The organism is Streptomyces sp. 3-6 (genome assembly GCF_056323165.1).
In genome coordinates this window covers 136,520-151,141 of record NZ_JBWHZP010000009.1, presented here as the reverse complement: position 1 = coordinate 151,141, position 14,622 = coordinate 136,520, and the positions used below count along the sequence as shown (strand labels likewise).

At 71.6% G+C, this 14,622-nt stretch carries 15 protein-coding genes; 7 read left to right on the top strand and 8 right to left on the bottom strand.

Features of this window, described 5'->3' with window-relative positions:
• The first annotated feature begins 49 nt into the window (after positions 1-49).
• On the top strand, positions 50-1,126 hold the full coding sequence (locus tag AC02VZ_RS14465) for a Gfo/Idh/MocA family oxidoreductase (RefSeq protein ID WP_476475516.1): 1,077 nt from the start codon (positions 50-52) through the stop codon (positions 1,124-1,126).
• Positions 1,123-1,602 carry a heme-degrading domain-containing protein gene (locus AC02VZ_RS14460; protein ID WP_476475515.1) on the top strand — a complete coding sequence of 160 codons (480 nt, stop codon included), beginning with the start codon at positions 1,123-1,125 and terminating at the stop codon, positions 1,600-1,602. Before AC02VZ_RS14465 ends, AC02VZ_RS14460 begins: the two co-directional genes overlap by 4 nt.
• A 74-nt stretch (positions 1,603-1,676) precedes the next feature.
• On the opposite strand, the gene AC02VZ_RS14455 is transcribed toward AC02VZ_RS14460, so the two are convergent.
• The 4 genes from AC02VZ_RS14455 to AC02VZ_RS14440 form a co-directional block, all read right to left on the bottom strand.
• A complete protein-coding gene (locus AC02VZ_RS14455; RefSeq protein WP_476475514.1) occupies positions 1,677-2,402 on the bottom strand; it encodes a S1 family peptidase in 726 nt (241 codons plus the stop codon).
• 503 nt (positions 2,403-2,905) lie between these two features.
• Positions 2,906-3,763, bottom strand: a complete 858-nt coding sequence (locus AC02VZ_RS14450; RefSeq protein WP_476475513.1) for a fumarylacetoacetate hydrolase family protein — start codon at positions 3,761-3,763, stop codon at positions 2,906-2,908.
• 172 nt (positions 3,764-3,935) lie between these two features.
• Positions 3,936-4,658, bottom strand: coding sequence for a YidC/Oxa1 family membrane protein insertase (locus AC02VZ_RS14445; protein ID WP_432055174.1), 723 nt, complete (start codon positions 4,656-4,658; stop codon positions 3,936-3,938).
• Positions 4,659-4,822: 164 nt separating this feature from the next.
• Complete coding sequence (locus AC02VZ_RS14440; protein ID WP_432055173.1) at positions 4,823-5,164, bottom strand: DUF6412 domain-containing protein; 342 nt, start codon at positions 5,162-5,164, stop codon at positions 4,823-4,825.
• A 298-nt stretch (positions 5,165-5,462) separates the two neighbouring features.
• Here AC02VZ_RS14440 and AC02VZ_RS14435 point away from each other — a divergent pair, with 298 nt between their 5' ends.
• Positions 5,463-6,479, top strand: coding sequence for an SEC-C domain-containing protein (locus tag AC02VZ_RS14435; RefSeq protein WP_432055172.1), 1,017 nt, complete (start codon positions 5,463-5,465; stop codon positions 6,477-6,479).
• 106 nt (positions 6,480-6,585) lie between these two features.
• Here AC02VZ_RS14435 and AC02VZ_RS14430 read toward each other — a convergent pair whose 3' ends face one another.
• On the bottom strand, positions 6,586-6,960 hold the full coding sequence (locus AC02VZ_RS14430; protein WP_476475512.1) for an iron chaperone: 375 nt from the start codon (positions 6,958-6,960) through the stop codon (positions 6,586-6,588).
• Positions 6,961-7,082: 122 nt separating this feature from the next.
• On the opposite strand from AC02VZ_RS14430, the gene AC02VZ_RS14425 reads away from it, so the two are divergent.
• From AC02VZ_RS14425 to AC02VZ_RS14415, 3 genes are read left to right on the top strand one after another with little or no spacing between them, the layout of a single operon-like run.
• A complete protein-coding gene (locus tag AC02VZ_RS14425; RefSeq protein WP_476475564.1) occupies positions 7,083-7,493 on the top strand; it encodes a very short patch repair endonuclease in 411 nt (136 codons plus the stop codon).
• A complete protein-coding gene (locus AC02VZ_RS14420) occupies positions 7,481-8,476 on the top strand; it encodes a DNA cytosine methyltransferase (RefSeq protein ID WP_476475511.1) in 996 nt (331 codons plus the stop codon). The genes AC02VZ_RS14425 and AC02VZ_RS14420 overlap by 13 nt, the downstream gene beginning before the upstream one ends.
• 11 nt (positions 8,477-8,487) lie before the next feature.
• Complete coding sequence (locus tag AC02VZ_RS14415; protein ID WP_476475510.1) at positions 8,488-9,798, top strand: DNA cytosine methyltransferase; 1,311 nt, start codon at positions 8,488-8,490, stop codon at positions 9,796-9,798.
• Between the two features lie 15 nt (positions 9,799-9,813).
• On the opposite strand, the gene AC02VZ_RS14410 is transcribed toward AC02VZ_RS14415, so the two are convergent.
• Genes AC02VZ_RS14410 through AC02VZ_RS14400 form a run of 3 tightly spaced genes read right to left on the bottom strand, consistent with a single transcriptional unit; the run spans position 9,814 to position 13,874 of the window.
• Positions 9,814-10,677, bottom strand: a complete 864-nt coding sequence (locus AC02VZ_RS14410) for a DUF6339 family protein (protein WP_476475509.1) — start codon at positions 10,675-10,677, stop codon at positions 9,814-9,816.
• The gene (locus AC02VZ_RS14405) at positions 10,674-11,669 is read right to left on the bottom strand and encodes a hypothetical protein (protein WP_476475508.1); all 996 of its coding nucleotides are present in this window, start codon (positions 11,667-11,669) and stop codon (positions 10,674-10,676) included. Before AC02VZ_RS14405 ends, AC02VZ_RS14410 begins: the two co-directional genes overlap by 4 nt.
• Positions 11,670-11,672: 3 nt before the next feature.
• A complete protein-coding gene (locus AC02VZ_RS14400; protein ID WP_476475507.1) occupies positions 11,673-13,874 on the bottom strand; it encodes a helix-turn-helix domain-containing protein in 2,202 nt (733 codons plus the stop codon).
• Between the two features lie 434 nt (positions 13,875-14,308).
• On the opposite strand from AC02VZ_RS14400, the gene AC02VZ_RS14395 reads away from it, so the two are divergent.
• Complete coding sequence (locus AC02VZ_RS14395; protein ID WP_476475506.1) at positions 14,309-14,515, top strand: hypothetical protein; 207 nt, start codon at positions 14,309-14,311, stop codon at positions 14,513-14,515.
• Positions 14,516-14,622: the final 107 nt, after the last annotated feature.

The window sequence follows — 14,622 nt, the reverse complement described above, 5'->3', positions numbered from 1 at the left end:
ATTGTCCCTCCTGCTTGCACTTTGGCAACAGCGTTGCGAAAGTAGGGGCATGACTGGCAACCCCCTCCGCGTCGGCCTCGTCGGCTACGGCCTCGCGGGCTCCGTGTTCCACGCCCCGCTGATCGGTGCCACCGAGGGCCTCGCGCTCGACACCGTGGTCACCTCCCACCCGGAGCGGCAGCAGCAGGCCCGCGCCGCCCACCCGGACGTCCGGATCGCCGCGAGCCCGGACGAGCTGTTCGCCCGCGCCGCCGATCTGGACCTGGTCGTCGTGGCGTCCCCGAACCGCACCCACGTCCCGCTCGCCACCACCGCCCTGGAGGCCGGCCTGCCGGTCGTCGTCGACAAGCCCCTGGCCGGTACGGCGGCCGAGGCGCGGCAGCTGGGGGCGCTCGCCGAGGAGCGCGGACTGCTGCTCTCCGTCTTCCAGAACCGCCGCTGGGACAACGACTTCCTCACCCTCCGCAAGCTGGTCGCCGACGGCGAACTCGGCGACGTGTACCGCTTCGAGTCCCGGTTCGAGCGCTGGCGTCCGCAGCTCAAGGGCGGCTGGCGGGAGTCGGGCGACCCGGCGGAGATCGGCGGCCTGCTCTACGACCTCGGCAGCCACGTCGTCGACCAGGCGCTGGTCCTGTTCGGTCCGGTGACCGCCGTCTACGCCGAGTCGGACCTCCGCCGGGAGGGCGCGATGGCCGACGACGACACGTTCCTCGCGCTGACGCACGCGAGCGGGGTCCGCTCCCACCTCTACGTCTCCGCGACGACGGCCCAGCTCGGCCCGCGCTTCCGGGTCCTCGGCTCGAAGGCCGGCTACGTCAAGCACGGCCTGGACCCGCAGGAGGCCGCCCTGCGCGACGGCGCGCGCCCGGGCCCGGACGCGGCCGGCTGGGGCACGGAACCCGAGGAGCTGTGGGGCCGGCTCGGCGCCGGGGAGTCCCCGGTGACCGGCGGCGGACGGGCCGTGGAGACGCTGCCGGGCGACTACCCCGCCTACTACGCGGCCGTGGCGCGGGCCCTGCGCGACGGCGGCCCCAACCCGGTGACCGCCCAGGAGGCGGCCGACGCCCTCGACGTCCTGGAGGCGGCCCGCCGTTCGGCCGCCGAGAAGGTGACGGTGACGCTGTGAGCAGGCCCGAGGTGACGCCGACCGTCGAGGAGTTGGAGGCACAGGAACAGCGCCTGGTCTTCCGCCGGTTCACCCACGAGGACGCCTGGGAGCTGGGTTCCCTCCTGGTGGAGATGGCCCGGGAGCGGCAGGCCCCGGTCGCCGTCGACATCCACCGCGCGGGTCAGCAGCTGTTCCACGCCGCCCTGCCCGGCTCCACGCCGGACAACGACGCCTGGATCGCCCGCAAGCGCCGGGTCGTCGAGCGCTACGGCGCCTCGTCCTACCTCGTGGGCGCCCGGCACCGCGCCAAGGGGACGACCTTCGAGGCGTCCTCCCGCCTGGACCCCGACACGTACGCGGCGCACGGCGGTTCGTTCCCGATCACCGTGGCGGACGTGGGCGTGATCGGCGCCGTCACGGTCTCGGGGCTGCCCCAACTCCAGGACCACCGCATGGTGGTGGAGGCGCTGGAGCGGTTCCTGGCCGCCCGCTGAGCCGGGCCGCAGCACCGACCGGGGCCCTCACCGCACGGCGCGCGGTGAGGGCCCGTCGTCGTACACGGTAAAGGTCAGACGCCCGCGACCGACTGGATCCAGGAGCGGTACGCCGTCACGTTGGTGTACGCCGTGGTCGTCTGGCGGTCGCTGGTGGAGGCGACGCCCACCTGGACGCCGTTCGCCATCATCGGGCCGCCGGAGTCGCCGCCGGCGGTGATGCCGTCACCGCGCCGGGCGCAGATCGCGGAGCCCCCGTAGGCGTCCGAACAGCCGCCGGTGACCGTCACGTTGGCCACCTTCAGGTACCGGGACTGACAGTTGGCCTCGGAGCCGCACCGGGAGGTGGCGCCCCAGCCGTACACCTGGACGTTCTGGCCGACGCGGACGGTGCCCGGCTGGCCGAGGCGGGCGTAGGTCGCGGACACGGAGCGGTCGAGGCGGACGAGCGCGAGGTCCGAGCCGTGGGTGTAGGTCTGGACGCCGTTGGCGACGGTGCCGCCGCTGTGCTGGTCCAGGCTGCCGATGCGGAAGGACAGACCGCCGCCGGTGACACAGTGCTTGGCGGTGAGGATCCAGGTCGGCGCGATGATCGTGGCCGAGCAGGTCTCCCTGCCGTTGGAGAACAGCCGCGCGGCCCAGGGACCGCTGGAGGCGTGGCCGCCGCCGATGATGGGCTGCGGCGCCTTGGTGCTCGGGGGCGGCACCGGTGCCTCGGCCGCGGCGGCGGTGGGGCTGAGGAGTGCGAGGACGGTGACCGCGGCGGCGGCGAGCGCGGGAACGAGCCGGGATATGCGCAAGGTTCCTCGATTCGACGGGCACGCGAGGGGGCGCGTGCTCAGCTGTGGGGGACGCGGCCCGGCGAGGAACACGGGGCCGCACCCCACTCGAACTCCGGCCCGTGACACAGGAGTTCGGCGTGGGGTACGGCACAGCTTCCCGAAGAATCGTCCAACGGGGTACTAACGGTTGGCGATAACGCGGTGCTATACCCGGCCGGGGGGCCGGTCTCGTGCGCGGGCGCCGAGGTGGACCACCAGGCCAGGGACCAGGGAGTCTCCTCCTCCGGTGGATCACGAGATCGTACGGAATCGTACGGACCGAGCATGTTCCGGCGAAGGAGAAGTGAGCCGGTGTCCCGACGACGCGTTCCGGCGGCCGGCTGAGCCCGCCGTGACCGCGAACGCCGCCGGGCGCCGGCGGTGCGCGCGGGCGGATGGGCGGCGCGGGTGCCGGACCGCTGTGTGCTCGCCGCCCGTCCGCCGGGCCGGCCCTGTCGGGGACGGGCCGCCGCCGGGCCCGGTCAGGCCGGGCGCAGCTCCTGCCGTTGCCGTCCCAGGCCGTCGATCTCCAGCTCCACCACGTCCCCGGCACGCAGGTACGGTTTCGGCTCGGGCCGGCCCATGGCCACGCCGGCCGGTGTGCCGGTGCTGATCACGTCGCCGGGGCGGAGCACCATGAAGTGGCTGACGTAGCGGACGACGTCACCCACCGGGAAGATCTGCTCGGCGGTCGTGCCGTCCTGCCGCAGCGTGCCGTTCACCCACAGCCGCAGCCGCAGGTCCTGCGGGTCGGGGACCTCGTCGGCGGTCACCAGCCAGGGGCCGAGGGGGTTGAACGTCTCGCAGTTCTTGCCCTTGTCCCAGGCGCCGCCGCGCTCGGTCTGGAACTCCCGCTCGGACACGTCGTGCCCGATCGTGTACCCGGCGACGTGGGCGAGGGCGTCCTCCGTCGACTCCAGGTAACGCGCCTCCCGGCCGATGACGACCGCGAGTTCGACCTCCCAGTCCGTCTTGCGGGACCCGCGCGGCACCAGCACCGGGTCGTCCGGCCCGACGACCGTGTCCGGCGCCTTCAGGAACACGACGGGCTCCGCGGGCGGCTGGGCACCCGTCTCCCGGGCGTGGTCGTGGTAGTTGAGGCCGATGCAGACGATCTTGCCGATCCGGGCCAGCGGCGGACCGGTCCGCAGCCCCGCCCGGTCCAGCACCGGCAGGTCACCGGTGGCGGCGGCCGTCCGGACCCGGGCGAGCGCCTCCGGGTCGGAGAGCAGCGTCCCGTCGATGTCCGTGACGAGGTCCGACAGGTCGCGCAGAGTACCGCCGTCGTCTAGCAGCGCGGGCCGCTCCCGTCCCGCCGTACCGACTCGCAGCAGCTTCATGGGCACGTCTCCCTCGATCGTGAGCCCGGCGGACGGGCTCGATCGTGAGCCCGCCCGACGGGAGCGACCGGTGCGGCGGGACGCGCCCCCTCGGCGGACTCGGACGATCCTCCAAGGTGCGCGTCCACGCGGCAAGCCCCCGTTCACGTACTGGACCGCGTACCGCCGGGCGTCACCGGTACAGGACGGCCCGCTCCACCACGCTCCACGTCGTGCTCGTCACCACGTAGAGCGCGGCGGCGAGCGGCACGACGGCCACGGTGACGAGTGTGAAGAAGGACGTGAACGGCAGGAACCGGGTCAGCGCGGCCGTCCCCGGCACCGGCACGCCCGCACCGGAACCCGCCGGCGACGGGGCGGCCCCGGCGGCCATCGACCGCCGGGTCAGCCGGTAGCCGAACGCGGCGACGACCGCCACGACGGCGAACAGCCCGAGGTACACGAGCCCGGCCGCCCCGAACACCCCGCCGTCGCCCAGCGCGTCGGTCCAGCGCCCGCCGAGCGGCGCCGCGAACAGTTCGTGCCCGAGCAGGGTGTTGGCCCGCCCGCCGACCGTCTCGCTGGAGAAGAGGTGGTAGAGCAGGAAGAACGCCGGGAGCTGGAACAGGCTGGGCAGGCATCCCGACAGCGGGGACACCTTCTCCTCCGCGTGCAGCCGCAGCACGGCCTCCTGGAGCCGTGCCGGATCACGGTGGTGCCGGGCGCGCAGTTCGGCGATCCGCGGCTGGAGCGCGGCCCGCGCCTTCTGGCCGCGCGCGGCGGCCCGGGACAGGGGGTGGACGAGGAGACGTACGAGCGCGGTGAACAGGACGACCGCGGCGGCGGCCGAGGCGGCGCCGAACAGCGGCTGGAGCAGGTCGGTCAGGTGCCGGACGAGATCGGCGACAACGGACATGGGTGAACCCTCCGGGGGGTGCGTCGTGCCGGACGACGTCCCGGTCCGCGCGAGGGGCGGGGCGGGGACGCCGCCGGATGGAAGGACGGCATGACGACACGACACGGCCCGCGCGAGGCAGGTCCGGCAGGAGTGTGGCAGAGGGGTGGGAGGTCGCCGGGGCCCTACGCGGCGGCGGTCGCCGGGAGGGCCGACCCGGGCGCCCGGGGCCGGGTGCGCCCGCGGGCGTCGGGGTCCCGCTGCGGCAGGAAGGCGGTCCGCAGCGTCCGGTCGCGCAGCGCCGTGCGCACCCGTGTGGGCGGCACGACGGGCGCGCAGCGTGCGGACGCCAGGGCGCAGACGGTGAGCGCGGCCCCGGCGGCGGTGGTCGCGGCGAGCGCGACACCGGCGGACAGCCCGCCGGCGGCCTCGGGCGCGACGAGCAGCAGCACGAAGGGGACGAGGACGAGGAGAACGGCGAGGAGACGGCCCCCGGCGGGGCGCGGTCGCACACTCCGACCCGACATCACCGCCGTCACCGCCCCCCTGGTTCTGGTTCGTCACCGGTCACGGACCGGTCCCGCGCCGCCTGGTCCCACCTGGTGCCGCCCGGCTTCGTCCCCCGGGCTGCTTTCGTTATACAGGACGGGGCCGTCATACAGGACGGTCGCGGACGGGCGCAGGCCCGGTGGAGGCGAGGCCCCGCGGGCGCAAGGCCGGGCGGACGCGAGGCCCTGCTGGCGCAAGACCCCGCGGGCGCGGTGGGGCGTCCGGCGGCCGACCGCTCCCTCACGCCTGTCACCCGTCGGCAGTACGGTGTCCCCCATGCGCCCCGACACGCCTGCCGAGAACGTCGACCACATCGCGGAAGCGGACCGCCTGGAGCGGATCGCGGATCGGTACCCCGAGGACGCCGAAGCCCTGCTGCTGCGGGCCGCGGCCCACCGGGAACTGTCCGGCGACCGCCCCGCCGCCACCGCCCTCTACGACCGCCTGCTGTCCTCCGGCGAGCCGCTGGAGGGCCCGTTCCTGGTCCGCGCCCTCAAGGCGGCCAACCTGTGGGAGTACGGCCACGAGGCGGAGGCCCGCGCCATCATCGACGGCATCCGCACGGCGTCCCCGCACGACCCGGCGGCCTGGGTGATCATCGCCGAGGCGCTGGAGGCGCACGACGAGCTGGAGGCCGCGCAGGAGACGTTCACCGAGGCGGTGCGTCTGCTGCTGCCCGACGGCACGGAACCGACCCGGGCCGCGCGCCCCCTCCTCTTCGGCCGCCACCGCGTCCGCCGCATGCTGGGCGTCCCGCACGACGCGTGGGACGCGGTGGCCGACTCGGTGCACTCCCTGCCGGTCACCCTGGACGAACTGCACGACCCCAAGCGGGTGTGGTCCCTCGGCTCGGAGAACCCGGCGGAGCTGGAGGCCGAGATCAGCCGCCTGCGCGCCGAACTGGGCGCCTTCCGCGAGGCACTGTCCCGCCCCTTCCCCGTCGCCGTCCTGCACTGGCAGACCGACGAACTGGCCGAACTGCTCGCGGCCTACCCGTCGTTGGCCTCCGAGTACCCTTCCCCCGAACGCCACCTGGCGACCATAGAGGCCGCCCTGCGCGAACTCGCCGCCTCCGGCACCCCCAACCTGGGCATCGTCACCGGCACGGTCCCCTCCTACGAGGCCTTCGCCGCCTCGGAGGGCGCCTCCCCCGACGACGCCGCCCTCCTCCCCCAGTACGCGACCACTCTCGCGGCCCGCGGCCGTGCGGTGGCGTGGCCGCCGGAGCGGGGCGCCGGCTGCTGGTGCGGGTCGGGGCGGACGTACGGGGAGTGCCACGGGACGCAGGCGTGACGTCCTGACCGGACCGCGCCCGGCTGCCGCGCTCCGCCCACCGGGTCATGGCAGCCGGGGCGCACCGGGACCGCGTCCTCCCCACCGGGCGACGCGACCCCGCCCGTCAGCGGGGCGCCCCCGGCTCCGCGGCGGTCGCCCTCAGCAGATCCCGCACCAGCTCGAAGTCGACGTCCCCGGCCTTGCGGAACCGCAGACACCCCTTGCCCATGTCGCGCCCGGCCAGCCGCCCCTCGAACGCCTCCCGGACGTCGCCGCGCATGAGATAGAAGGAGATGTACTGCTTCTGGCTCGCGAAGGCGATCTCCGCGGTCCCCCCACCGCCGCCCCGCACATAGGTGGGCATCCCGTAGGCCATGACCTCGTCGAACCCGCCGAGCTCGGCCCGGCACAGCTCACGCAGCCGCGTCAGGACACCCCTGCGGTCCTCGGGGACCTCGGCGAGGTAGCCGTCCACGTCTTTTGCGCTGCTTTGCACCATGGGGGGAGCTTATGCAAGGCGGGGCCACATCTCTCGACGTGACCTCCTGCCCGTCCTTCCGGCGCCGGCACAATGTCGGTGTGTCCGGTGTCGTCCCGTCCTCCCCCGTCGTCTCCGCCCGCATGAGCAGGCAGGTGAGCAAGGACACCGGAGCCGAACTGGCCGTACGACGGCTGCTGCACGCGGCCGGACTGCGATACCGCGTCGAGTACCCGGTGCCCGGAATGGCGCGACGACGCATCGACGTGGCCTTCACGCGCGCGAAAGTGGCCGTTCTGATCGACGGCTGCTTCTGGCACGGATGCCCGGAGCACGCCACACACCCCAAGTCCAATGCCGACTGGTGGCGCGCGAAGCTGGAGCGCAACATGGCTCGGGATCGGGAGACCACCGAGCATCTGACCGCGATCGGGTGGGCGGTTCTGCGATTCTGGGAGCACGAGGATCCGGAGGACGTGGCCACCCGGGTGAGAGCGGTCGTGGAAGCGCGCCTGGCGGAGCGGGCGGGAAAGCAGGGGGCATGGGAGGACTGACGTTCGTGGACGTGTGCTCGGGGGCGGGTGGACTCGCCCTCGGCCTGGAGCAGGCCGGATTCGAACCGCGGCTGCTCCTGGACGACGACGCTGACGCCGTCGCGACGCTGCGCGCCAACCGGCCGCACTGGAACGTGCTCGCCGCCGACCTGCTCGACTTCGACCCGTCCGAGCACCCGGAGAGCTACGACGTGGATCTTCTCTCGGCGGGGTTGCCGCGGGTGAAGTCGAGTGCGACCGTCCGACGGGCCGAATCAGGGCGGGAGGAACGCCTGTTGGAGGCAGCGGTCTACCTGGCCCACGCCATCAGACCGCGAGCCGTGATCATCGAGAACGTTCCCGACCTCGCCCACTCGGACAGGTATCAGCGCTTCCGCGACTTCGCCCGCGCCGAACTGGCGCACCTGGGCTATGAGTTCAGCTGGTTCGTCGTGAACGCCGTCGACTTCGGCGTGCCGCAGAACCGTAAGCAGGGTGTGTTGGTGGCCGTCGAGCGACGACGGGCCGGGGCGTTCCGTCCGCCGACGCCGACGGTGACGCGACCCGTCACGGTCGGCGCCGCCCTGGGGCCGTCCATGGCGGCACGTGGATGGCCGGACGCAGCCCGTTGGGCCGCTCAGGCCGATCAACCGGCTCCCACCCTCGTCGGAGGCTCGAAGAACCGAGGAGGCGCAGATCTCGGGCCGACCGGGGCCAAACGGAGGTGGGCGACCATGGGCGTCGACGCGCACACGGTGGGCAACGAGGTGCCCGGCCCCGACTTCGTGTGGGATCCCGCGCGCGGCAGGGAGACCATGGTGAAGATCACAGTCGAGCAGGCAGCGCTGGTGCAAGGGTTCCCCGAATCGTGGCAGGTCACAGGACTCAAGACCGCCCGGTACCGCCAGATCGGGCACGCGACACCGCCGTCCGTCGGCCAGGCACTGGGGCGGGCCGTCGCCGAAGCGCTGCGCAGGGAACCGGTGACGCCCGCTGCCGGCTAGACTTCCGCCACATGACCAGCACACCGCCCCACCAGTCCATCCTCGACAAGCCCTTTGTCCTGGATCTGTTCGCCGGCCCCGGCGGGCTGGACGTCGCCGGTCACACCTTGGGGCTCCCGAGTCTCGGGATCGAGTGGGACAGAAGCGCGTGCCTGACGCGCTACGCGGCCGGCCTGGACACCCTTCACGCCGACGTGAGCGCGGTCCGCCGGGACTCCTTCGAGTCGCTGCCGCCGGAGATCAACGTGCTCGCCGGTGGCCCCCCTTGCCAGACGTACTCGGTCGCCGGGAAAGGCGCGGGGCGCAAGGCTCTGGACGAGGTCAAGAAGTTCATCGAACGACTCATGGCGGGTGATCCCGACGAGGAGATCGACAAGGAGCTGAAGAACCTCAGCGACCCGCGCACCGCACTGGTGCTGGAACCTCTGCGCTACGCGATTCAGGCGACCCGGAGTGCGAACCGGGGGTGTCGACCGTACGACGTCATCGTCCTGGAACAGGTTCCCTCGGTCGAAGCGCTCTGGAACCGCTATGCCGAAGTTCTGCAGGAGATCGGCCTCCCCGACGGCACCAAGTACAAGGTCGTCGTCGACGTCCTGAGAACCGAGACCTACGGCGTTCCGCAGACCCGGTCGCGTGCCGTGCTGATCGCTCGTCGTGAGGGACTCGGTGATCCTTCCTTGCCCGAGCCGACCCACCGCGCTTACGAGGCGAGGGAATGGAACCGCAGGAACGGTGAGGTCGCGTCTGCGACGGTCCAACCGGCCCTCTGCGACGGGGAGGTGCCCGGACCGGTGGGGAGCGTCCCGGAGGACGACGGTCTGGAGCACTGGACGTCCATGGGCGACGCGCTCGCCGAGCCGGTGGGCACGCACCCGGGCCGCAGGACCCCCTTCCTGATCCGGTCGAACTACGGCAGTTCGGGGAACCCAGGGCGACGCGGAGTACGGACCGACCGACAGCCCGCCACCACCGTCACCGGCCGTATCTCACGCTTCGTGGTCTTCGAGTCCGTCGGTGACCACCACCCCGACGTCGTCCGGGAAGGTCCGAGGTTCAGCATGAACGAGGCGGGAATGCTGCAGAGCTTCCCGCCGGACTATCCGTGGTCGGGCACGGCCAAGGCCCAGCAGGTGGGCAACGCCGTGCCGCCCCTCTTCGGGGCCCACCTGCTGAGCGCGGCGCTCGGTCTTCCCGCTCCGGCCCCGGAGACGATGCGCGAGCCGTGGGTGCCCGCCACGGAGGAGCAGCGGGCCAAGCTGCGCAGCCACGGCTGCGGAGCGGCGGACGACTGCACCGCCCGCTGCCCTCGTCCCGAGTGACTCGTCGGCGCCGCCTCAGTTCTCGCCGGTCCGGCCCCTGACCGGAGCGGTCTCGAACAGCTCGGTGAAGTAGTCCGTCAGTGCTGTCACGGATTCCTCCGGGACGGGGTCCTCGTCGGGCCCCTCCGGCAGGATGTGACGCGAGACGGGTGGGGCCGTCTGCGCCCCCTCGATCCAGTCCCGCAGACGGGCGGGGTCCCTGGGCTCGTCAGGCGCCAGAACGTCGTAGATCACGGTCGCGCCGGCCGCGTTGACGGCGACGCTCAGCCCGTTGATCTCGCGCCCGGTGGTGACCTTCCCGACCTCCAGGAGACGGACCAACGCCTGGGCCGTGGGGCGGTGGTCGATCAGATCCTTCCTGAGCACGGTGTGGATGAGGTCCTGATTGCCGCAGGCGGCCTCGACCGGCCGATAGTCCGGCCCGTTCCGAAAGAGCTCGGCCGCCCACCACAGACGGGAGAAACACTGCCGGTCCGCAGGACCTTGGAAGCGCTCCGCGGCCACGAGTCGGGACGGTTCCGAAAGGTGCCGCCACACGACATAGTCAGGGGCGACACCAAGCGCCAGGTGGTTCCACAACCGTTTGTCCGCCGCCTCCCTCCGCGTCAGACGCAAGGTGGCATGGAGCCGTGGCGCGAGCCAGGCGTCGGCCTTGGTGCGCTCGTCGCGGAACTCGAACATGGCGTCCTCGACCAGGCTGCGGATCGGCTCGACCGACCACCGTGCGTCGTCCTCGGGGAGCGGTTCGACGACCTTGGCGAGGTCGATGCCGCTGTGGACCTCTTCACCTCTGAGCAGGCCGTCGGTGAGGAAAGCGTCCGCAGCCGAGCCGGAGAGCAGCGCCAGGCGCTCCGGTACGTGGTGGGGCTGGGTGATCACGTCTCGCTCTCCCTGTTGGTCCGTTCCAGACTGCGGATCATGTAGCCCACCGCCTTGGCGGCCTCGGCCCGCCGGACCGCCGCGTAGTGGATGCGCGTCTGCAACTCGCCCCAGCCCGAGTCACCGGTACGTCGGCGGTGCACCTGGCGCAAGGCCTCCTCGACGTGCGCACCGGGTACGACGTCCGGGAGCATCTCCCGCAGCACCTCGCCCTGCCAGTCGGTCGGGAAGACCGGACCACCGCCGGGTTCCACCTCCAGGTCGCCGATGGCGCCGTGGAACACCGCCGTCCACACGTCCGTGGCCATCTGCGCGACCAGGAGATCGCGCACCTTGCTGTCCACACCGGAGCCGTTGCTGTCCAACAACCCGACGATGCCGTCGATGTCGGTGTTGACGAACACCGTGGGGACACGCGCCGTGGTGTCCACGAGCCAGGGCGCGTCGGCGTAGGCGCGGAGCCATTCCCTGGAACTCTTGCTGAACGACGCCTTTCGGACGTCCAGTCGCAGACCTCTGACCGGCTCGTCGGAGACGGTGTCGACGATCCAGTTCCGGTCGGTCTCGGTGATCGACCGTCCGCGCACGCCGTCGACGGTTCCCACGGCGTACGCGCTGAGGGAGGCTCGTCCCAGGTGATCGTCACGGTGCAGTTCCAGGGAGCCCGACCAGTCGCGGCTGCCCTCGGTGTCACGGGTGAGGGCCGTCGAGGTACGGATGTTGGTCTCACCGTCGGTCAACACCGCGAGGACGCGCAGATCGGACCAGGCAGCGTCCGGGGCATCGGCGCCGGGCGGCAGGGTGGCCGTGAGACCGATCGTGGCGCTCACCCAGTCCGCGTGACCCGCGACACCGAGGGCGACGGCCTGCTCCTGGACCGAGTAGGCGCTGGTGTCGAGTGGATCACGGGTGCCGTCGGTCAGCTTGAGGGCGACCGACGTCACCCTGAGCGTGATCGGACGGTTGAGCCGCTTGTACGGGTAGATCTTCACGCGTCATGCCCCCTTGCCGGCGCGCAGCTCGAGGACGAGGCGAGTGAGCGTGGTCCGCACGGGATGGCTGGAGACGTCGGTGACGCCCCGGAACGTCGCGCGGCGCGTACCGGGCGGGAAACGCAGGGTCCCGCCTTCCACCTCACAGCCGTCGACAGCCACGAGTTCCGCCCAGTCGAGCCTCGGGCGCCCTCCGGAGCGGACATCCATCTGGGCGACCGGCACCATCGGGACGATCTCGTCACCGCGCGGAATGCTCACTTCCGCGGCGATCAACCACTCCCCCCGGTCCCCGATCGTCGCCTCGAGCCCGTCCAGCACCGGCACCACCGGGCCGGACGGCACCTTGGCCTTGGGCCGGCTCTTGACGGTCAACGCCTTGCGCAGCGCCTCGCCGCCCTCGCCCCTGCTGCGTCTGGGGCGGGCGACGAGTTCTCTCACCGCGCTGTTGACTTCGGTGGTCAGGTTGCCGATCCGTCGATACGCGGAGGGGGACCAGCGCAGGGACAGTTCCTCCGTCTGTCCCCAGCGATCGTGCTCAGGGGGCTCGGCCGCGCGCAGGAACTCCTCGGCCTCCTTCGCGAAGGGGGCCGACTCCCCGGCGGCGGCACCCACCAGGAGAACGGCTTGGAAGGGGTTGGTGCCGAGTGGCAGATTCGGGACCGTGGCCTTCTTGACCGTCATGCGGTTGCCGCGCAGCGAGTGCACTTGATTCTTGGGGGTGTCCTTGTCGCCGGACGCCTCGGTGACCAGCAGGACAGCCTGGTGCGTGCCGAGCGTCCCGCGGGCCCCTCCGGTCAGCGGTAGCTTCAGCGGGACGTTCCTGATCGCCACCTGCCCGGCCTCGGTGAGCCGGTCCACCGTGGTGCCCTCGTAGTGGGCCCGCAGGGCGCGCGTACGGGAGGGCTGTTCGACGGACGGGTCCACCTTCGTCTCCGCCACGACCTCCTCGCCGTTGCGCAGAGCACGGACGGAGGCCTCCAGCAGCGGGAGCCGACCCCCTCCACCGATCATGGCGGCCCAGAAGTCGCGGCCCAGTGCCTCGACCAGTCGACCGTGCATTCTGACGATGTCGCGTGAGTCCTCGGGGCCCTCCTCGTCGCGAGGCTTCCCGTCCTGGTCGTGGGCGTCCCCTTCGAGACTGGCCACGTCGTGCGCGCCCACGATGAGGAAGGACGTACCGGGTTCGTCACTGTCCCGGCTCAGATGCAGACGGGCCACGGCCTCCTCGTCCGCCCACCAGGAACGGGCGACCTCGGCTCCCGGCTTGTCGGGGTCGGGGCGCCCCAACCAGGCGGGCCCCGCGTAGGCGCGTCCGTCGACCTCACGCCAGGGGAGTTCAAGACGGCCGATCACCCGTCGCTCGGTACGCCCCTCGTGCGGCACGGACAGGGTGGAGTTGATGAGCACGAGACCGAGGGCGCTGGTGGCCCACAGTGTGGCCTTGCCCAGGCCGTACGAACCACCGGCGGCCGGACCGGACTTCAGGCTCTCGAGCTGGCGCCGGACGACGGCGGCGAACTTGCCGTCCCCGTAGTCGTCGCCGGTGAGCCCGGACGCGTTGTAGTCATCGACCCGAAGAAGGACCAGCCGGCCCCTCTCGTACATGTCGCGTACACCGGCGTCGACGACCCGACCGACTTTCTGGTTGCCCGCGAGCTCGGACACTGCGGAGTAGTGCGGGAAGAGGTCGTTCCAGAGGATCGCGTCGCGGAAGGCCTCCAGGTGCTCGCCGGTCAACTCGTGCAGCGTGTAGCGGACGCGTACGGGACGACCGTTCTTCGTCAACCGCTCATCGAGACTGTTCTGGCAGGTCTCACGCGCGAGGATCTGGACGTCGGCGTCGAAGGCGAAGGCCGCGGCATTGCCCAGGTCACGACCACCGTCGGGGTAGCCGGGACGGTGGTACCAGGTGATCGGGAGGCCGGCTTGGGTGTCGGTGGTGCGGGTGTGCAGTGTGCCGACGTCCGTACCGAGCGCGTCGGCGATCTCCGTCATGACGGTCGGGCGAGGGGTCGACCGCCCGGCGATCCACGCGGAGACGGCGGCTCGGGTCAACCCGAGCTCCTTGGCCAGTTCGGCCTGCGTCTTCCCCGTGAGCTTGAGCTGCCGGGCCAGCCACGGCCCGAACTCCTCGCTTGTCTCCACGCGCCACCTGCTCTTCCTCGGGTCGTGGAGGGAGGCTAATTTGACGATCGCGATCATGTCAACCAGAAGTTAACTGACCGAGGGGCGACGGCAGGTCCAGTCAGTCGGTCCGATATCAACCGGTTCACCCCTGATCACACCCATTCAACCGAGTCACACAAGCGGAGGTCGTCAACTCCCTTCGGAAAAACGGGCATTGAGGCTTGCCGACACCCCGGGACATCGGTACCTTCGCCATGTTGGAAAAGCCAACTCGCTCGGAAACCGGTATGTCCGGGACCGTGCGGCCGGGTCAGAGGTGTGCCCTCATGCCTTCGACGAGCGCACGGGGAAACGTTTTTGGAAAAATTCTGGCGGTCGGGTGATCCGGTCGCTACCGTGATCAGCGGGAGCGAATCCCACAGCAAGGCCGATTCGCTTCACGGGGGGCGTTACCCGATTACACCCCTGCGCGAATCACAGAAACGTCGATCGACAGGGGTGGGGACGAGATGAACGAGGACGAGTGTTTTCCCTTACTGCTCTCCCAGCGGGAGCGCAGCGCGCTTGAGCTGCAAGTCCCGGATGTGGTGGACGAGGTCGAAGTCGTGGACCTTTCAAACCGTGACGAGTTGTCCGAGGACGACTCCTCCACGGGATCCATCGACCTGGACGGGACGGTCCCGGCACCGCTGGGCGAGAGCCCTCCCGCCGCCTGATCCCTGCGCATTGCACTCGTACGACCTGCACGTGTACGGAGAGACTCTCCGGTATCAGTGCGCGTCGACACCACGGGCCGGCTCGCGCCACAGTCGGTGAGCCGGCC

What these genes read in the sequence shown, in the direction of transcription:
- AC02VZ_RS14395 (WP_476475506.1), top strand. Translation starts at nt 14,309, where the DNA reads ATGAACGAGGACGAGTGTTTTCCCTTACTGCTCTCCCAGCGGGAGCGC.
- AC02VZ_RS14430 (WP_476475512.1), bottom strand. Translation starts at nt 6,960, where the DNA reads ATGGTGCAAAGCAGCGCAAAAGACGTGGACGGCTACCTCGCCGAGGTC.
- AC02VZ_RS14445 (WP_432055174.1), bottom strand. Translation starts at nt 4,658, where the DNA reads ATGTCCGTTGTCGCCGATCTCGTCCGGCACCTGACCGACCTGCTCCAG.
- AC02VZ_RS14435 (WP_432055172.1), top strand. Translation starts at nt 5,463, where the DNA reads ATGCGCCCCGACACGCCTGCCGAGAACGTCGACCACATCGCGGAAGCG.
- AC02VZ_RS14400 (WP_476475507.1), bottom strand. Translation starts at nt 13,874, where the DNA reads ATGATCGCGATCGTCAAATTAGCCTCCCTCCACGACCCGAGGAAGAGC.
- AC02VZ_RS14415 (WP_476475510.1), top strand. Translation starts at nt 8,488, where the DNA reads ATGACCAGCACACCGCCCCACCAGTCCATCCTCGACAAGCCCTTTGTC.
- AC02VZ_RS14465 (WP_476475516.1), top strand. Translation starts at nt 50, where the DNA reads ATGACTGGCAACCCCCTCCGCGTCGGCCTCGTCGGCTACGGCCTCGCG.
- AC02VZ_RS14450 (WP_476475513.1), bottom strand. Translation starts at nt 3,763, where the DNA reads ATGAAGCTGCTGCGAGTCGGTACGGCGGGACGGGAGCGGCCCGCGCTG.
- AC02VZ_RS14425 (WP_476475564.1), top strand. Translation starts at nt 7,083, where the DNA reads ATGAGCAGGCAGGTGAGCAAGGACACCGGAGCCGAACTGGCCGTACGA.
- AC02VZ_RS14440 (WP_432055173.1), bottom strand. Translation starts at nt 5,164, where the DNA reads ATGTCGGGTCGGAGTGTGCGACCGCGCCCCGCCGGGGGCCGTCTCCTC.
- AC02VZ_RS14420 (WP_476475511.1), top strand. Translation starts at nt 7,481, where the DNA reads ATGGGAGGACTGACGTTCGTGGACGTGTGCTCGGGGGCGGGTGGACTC.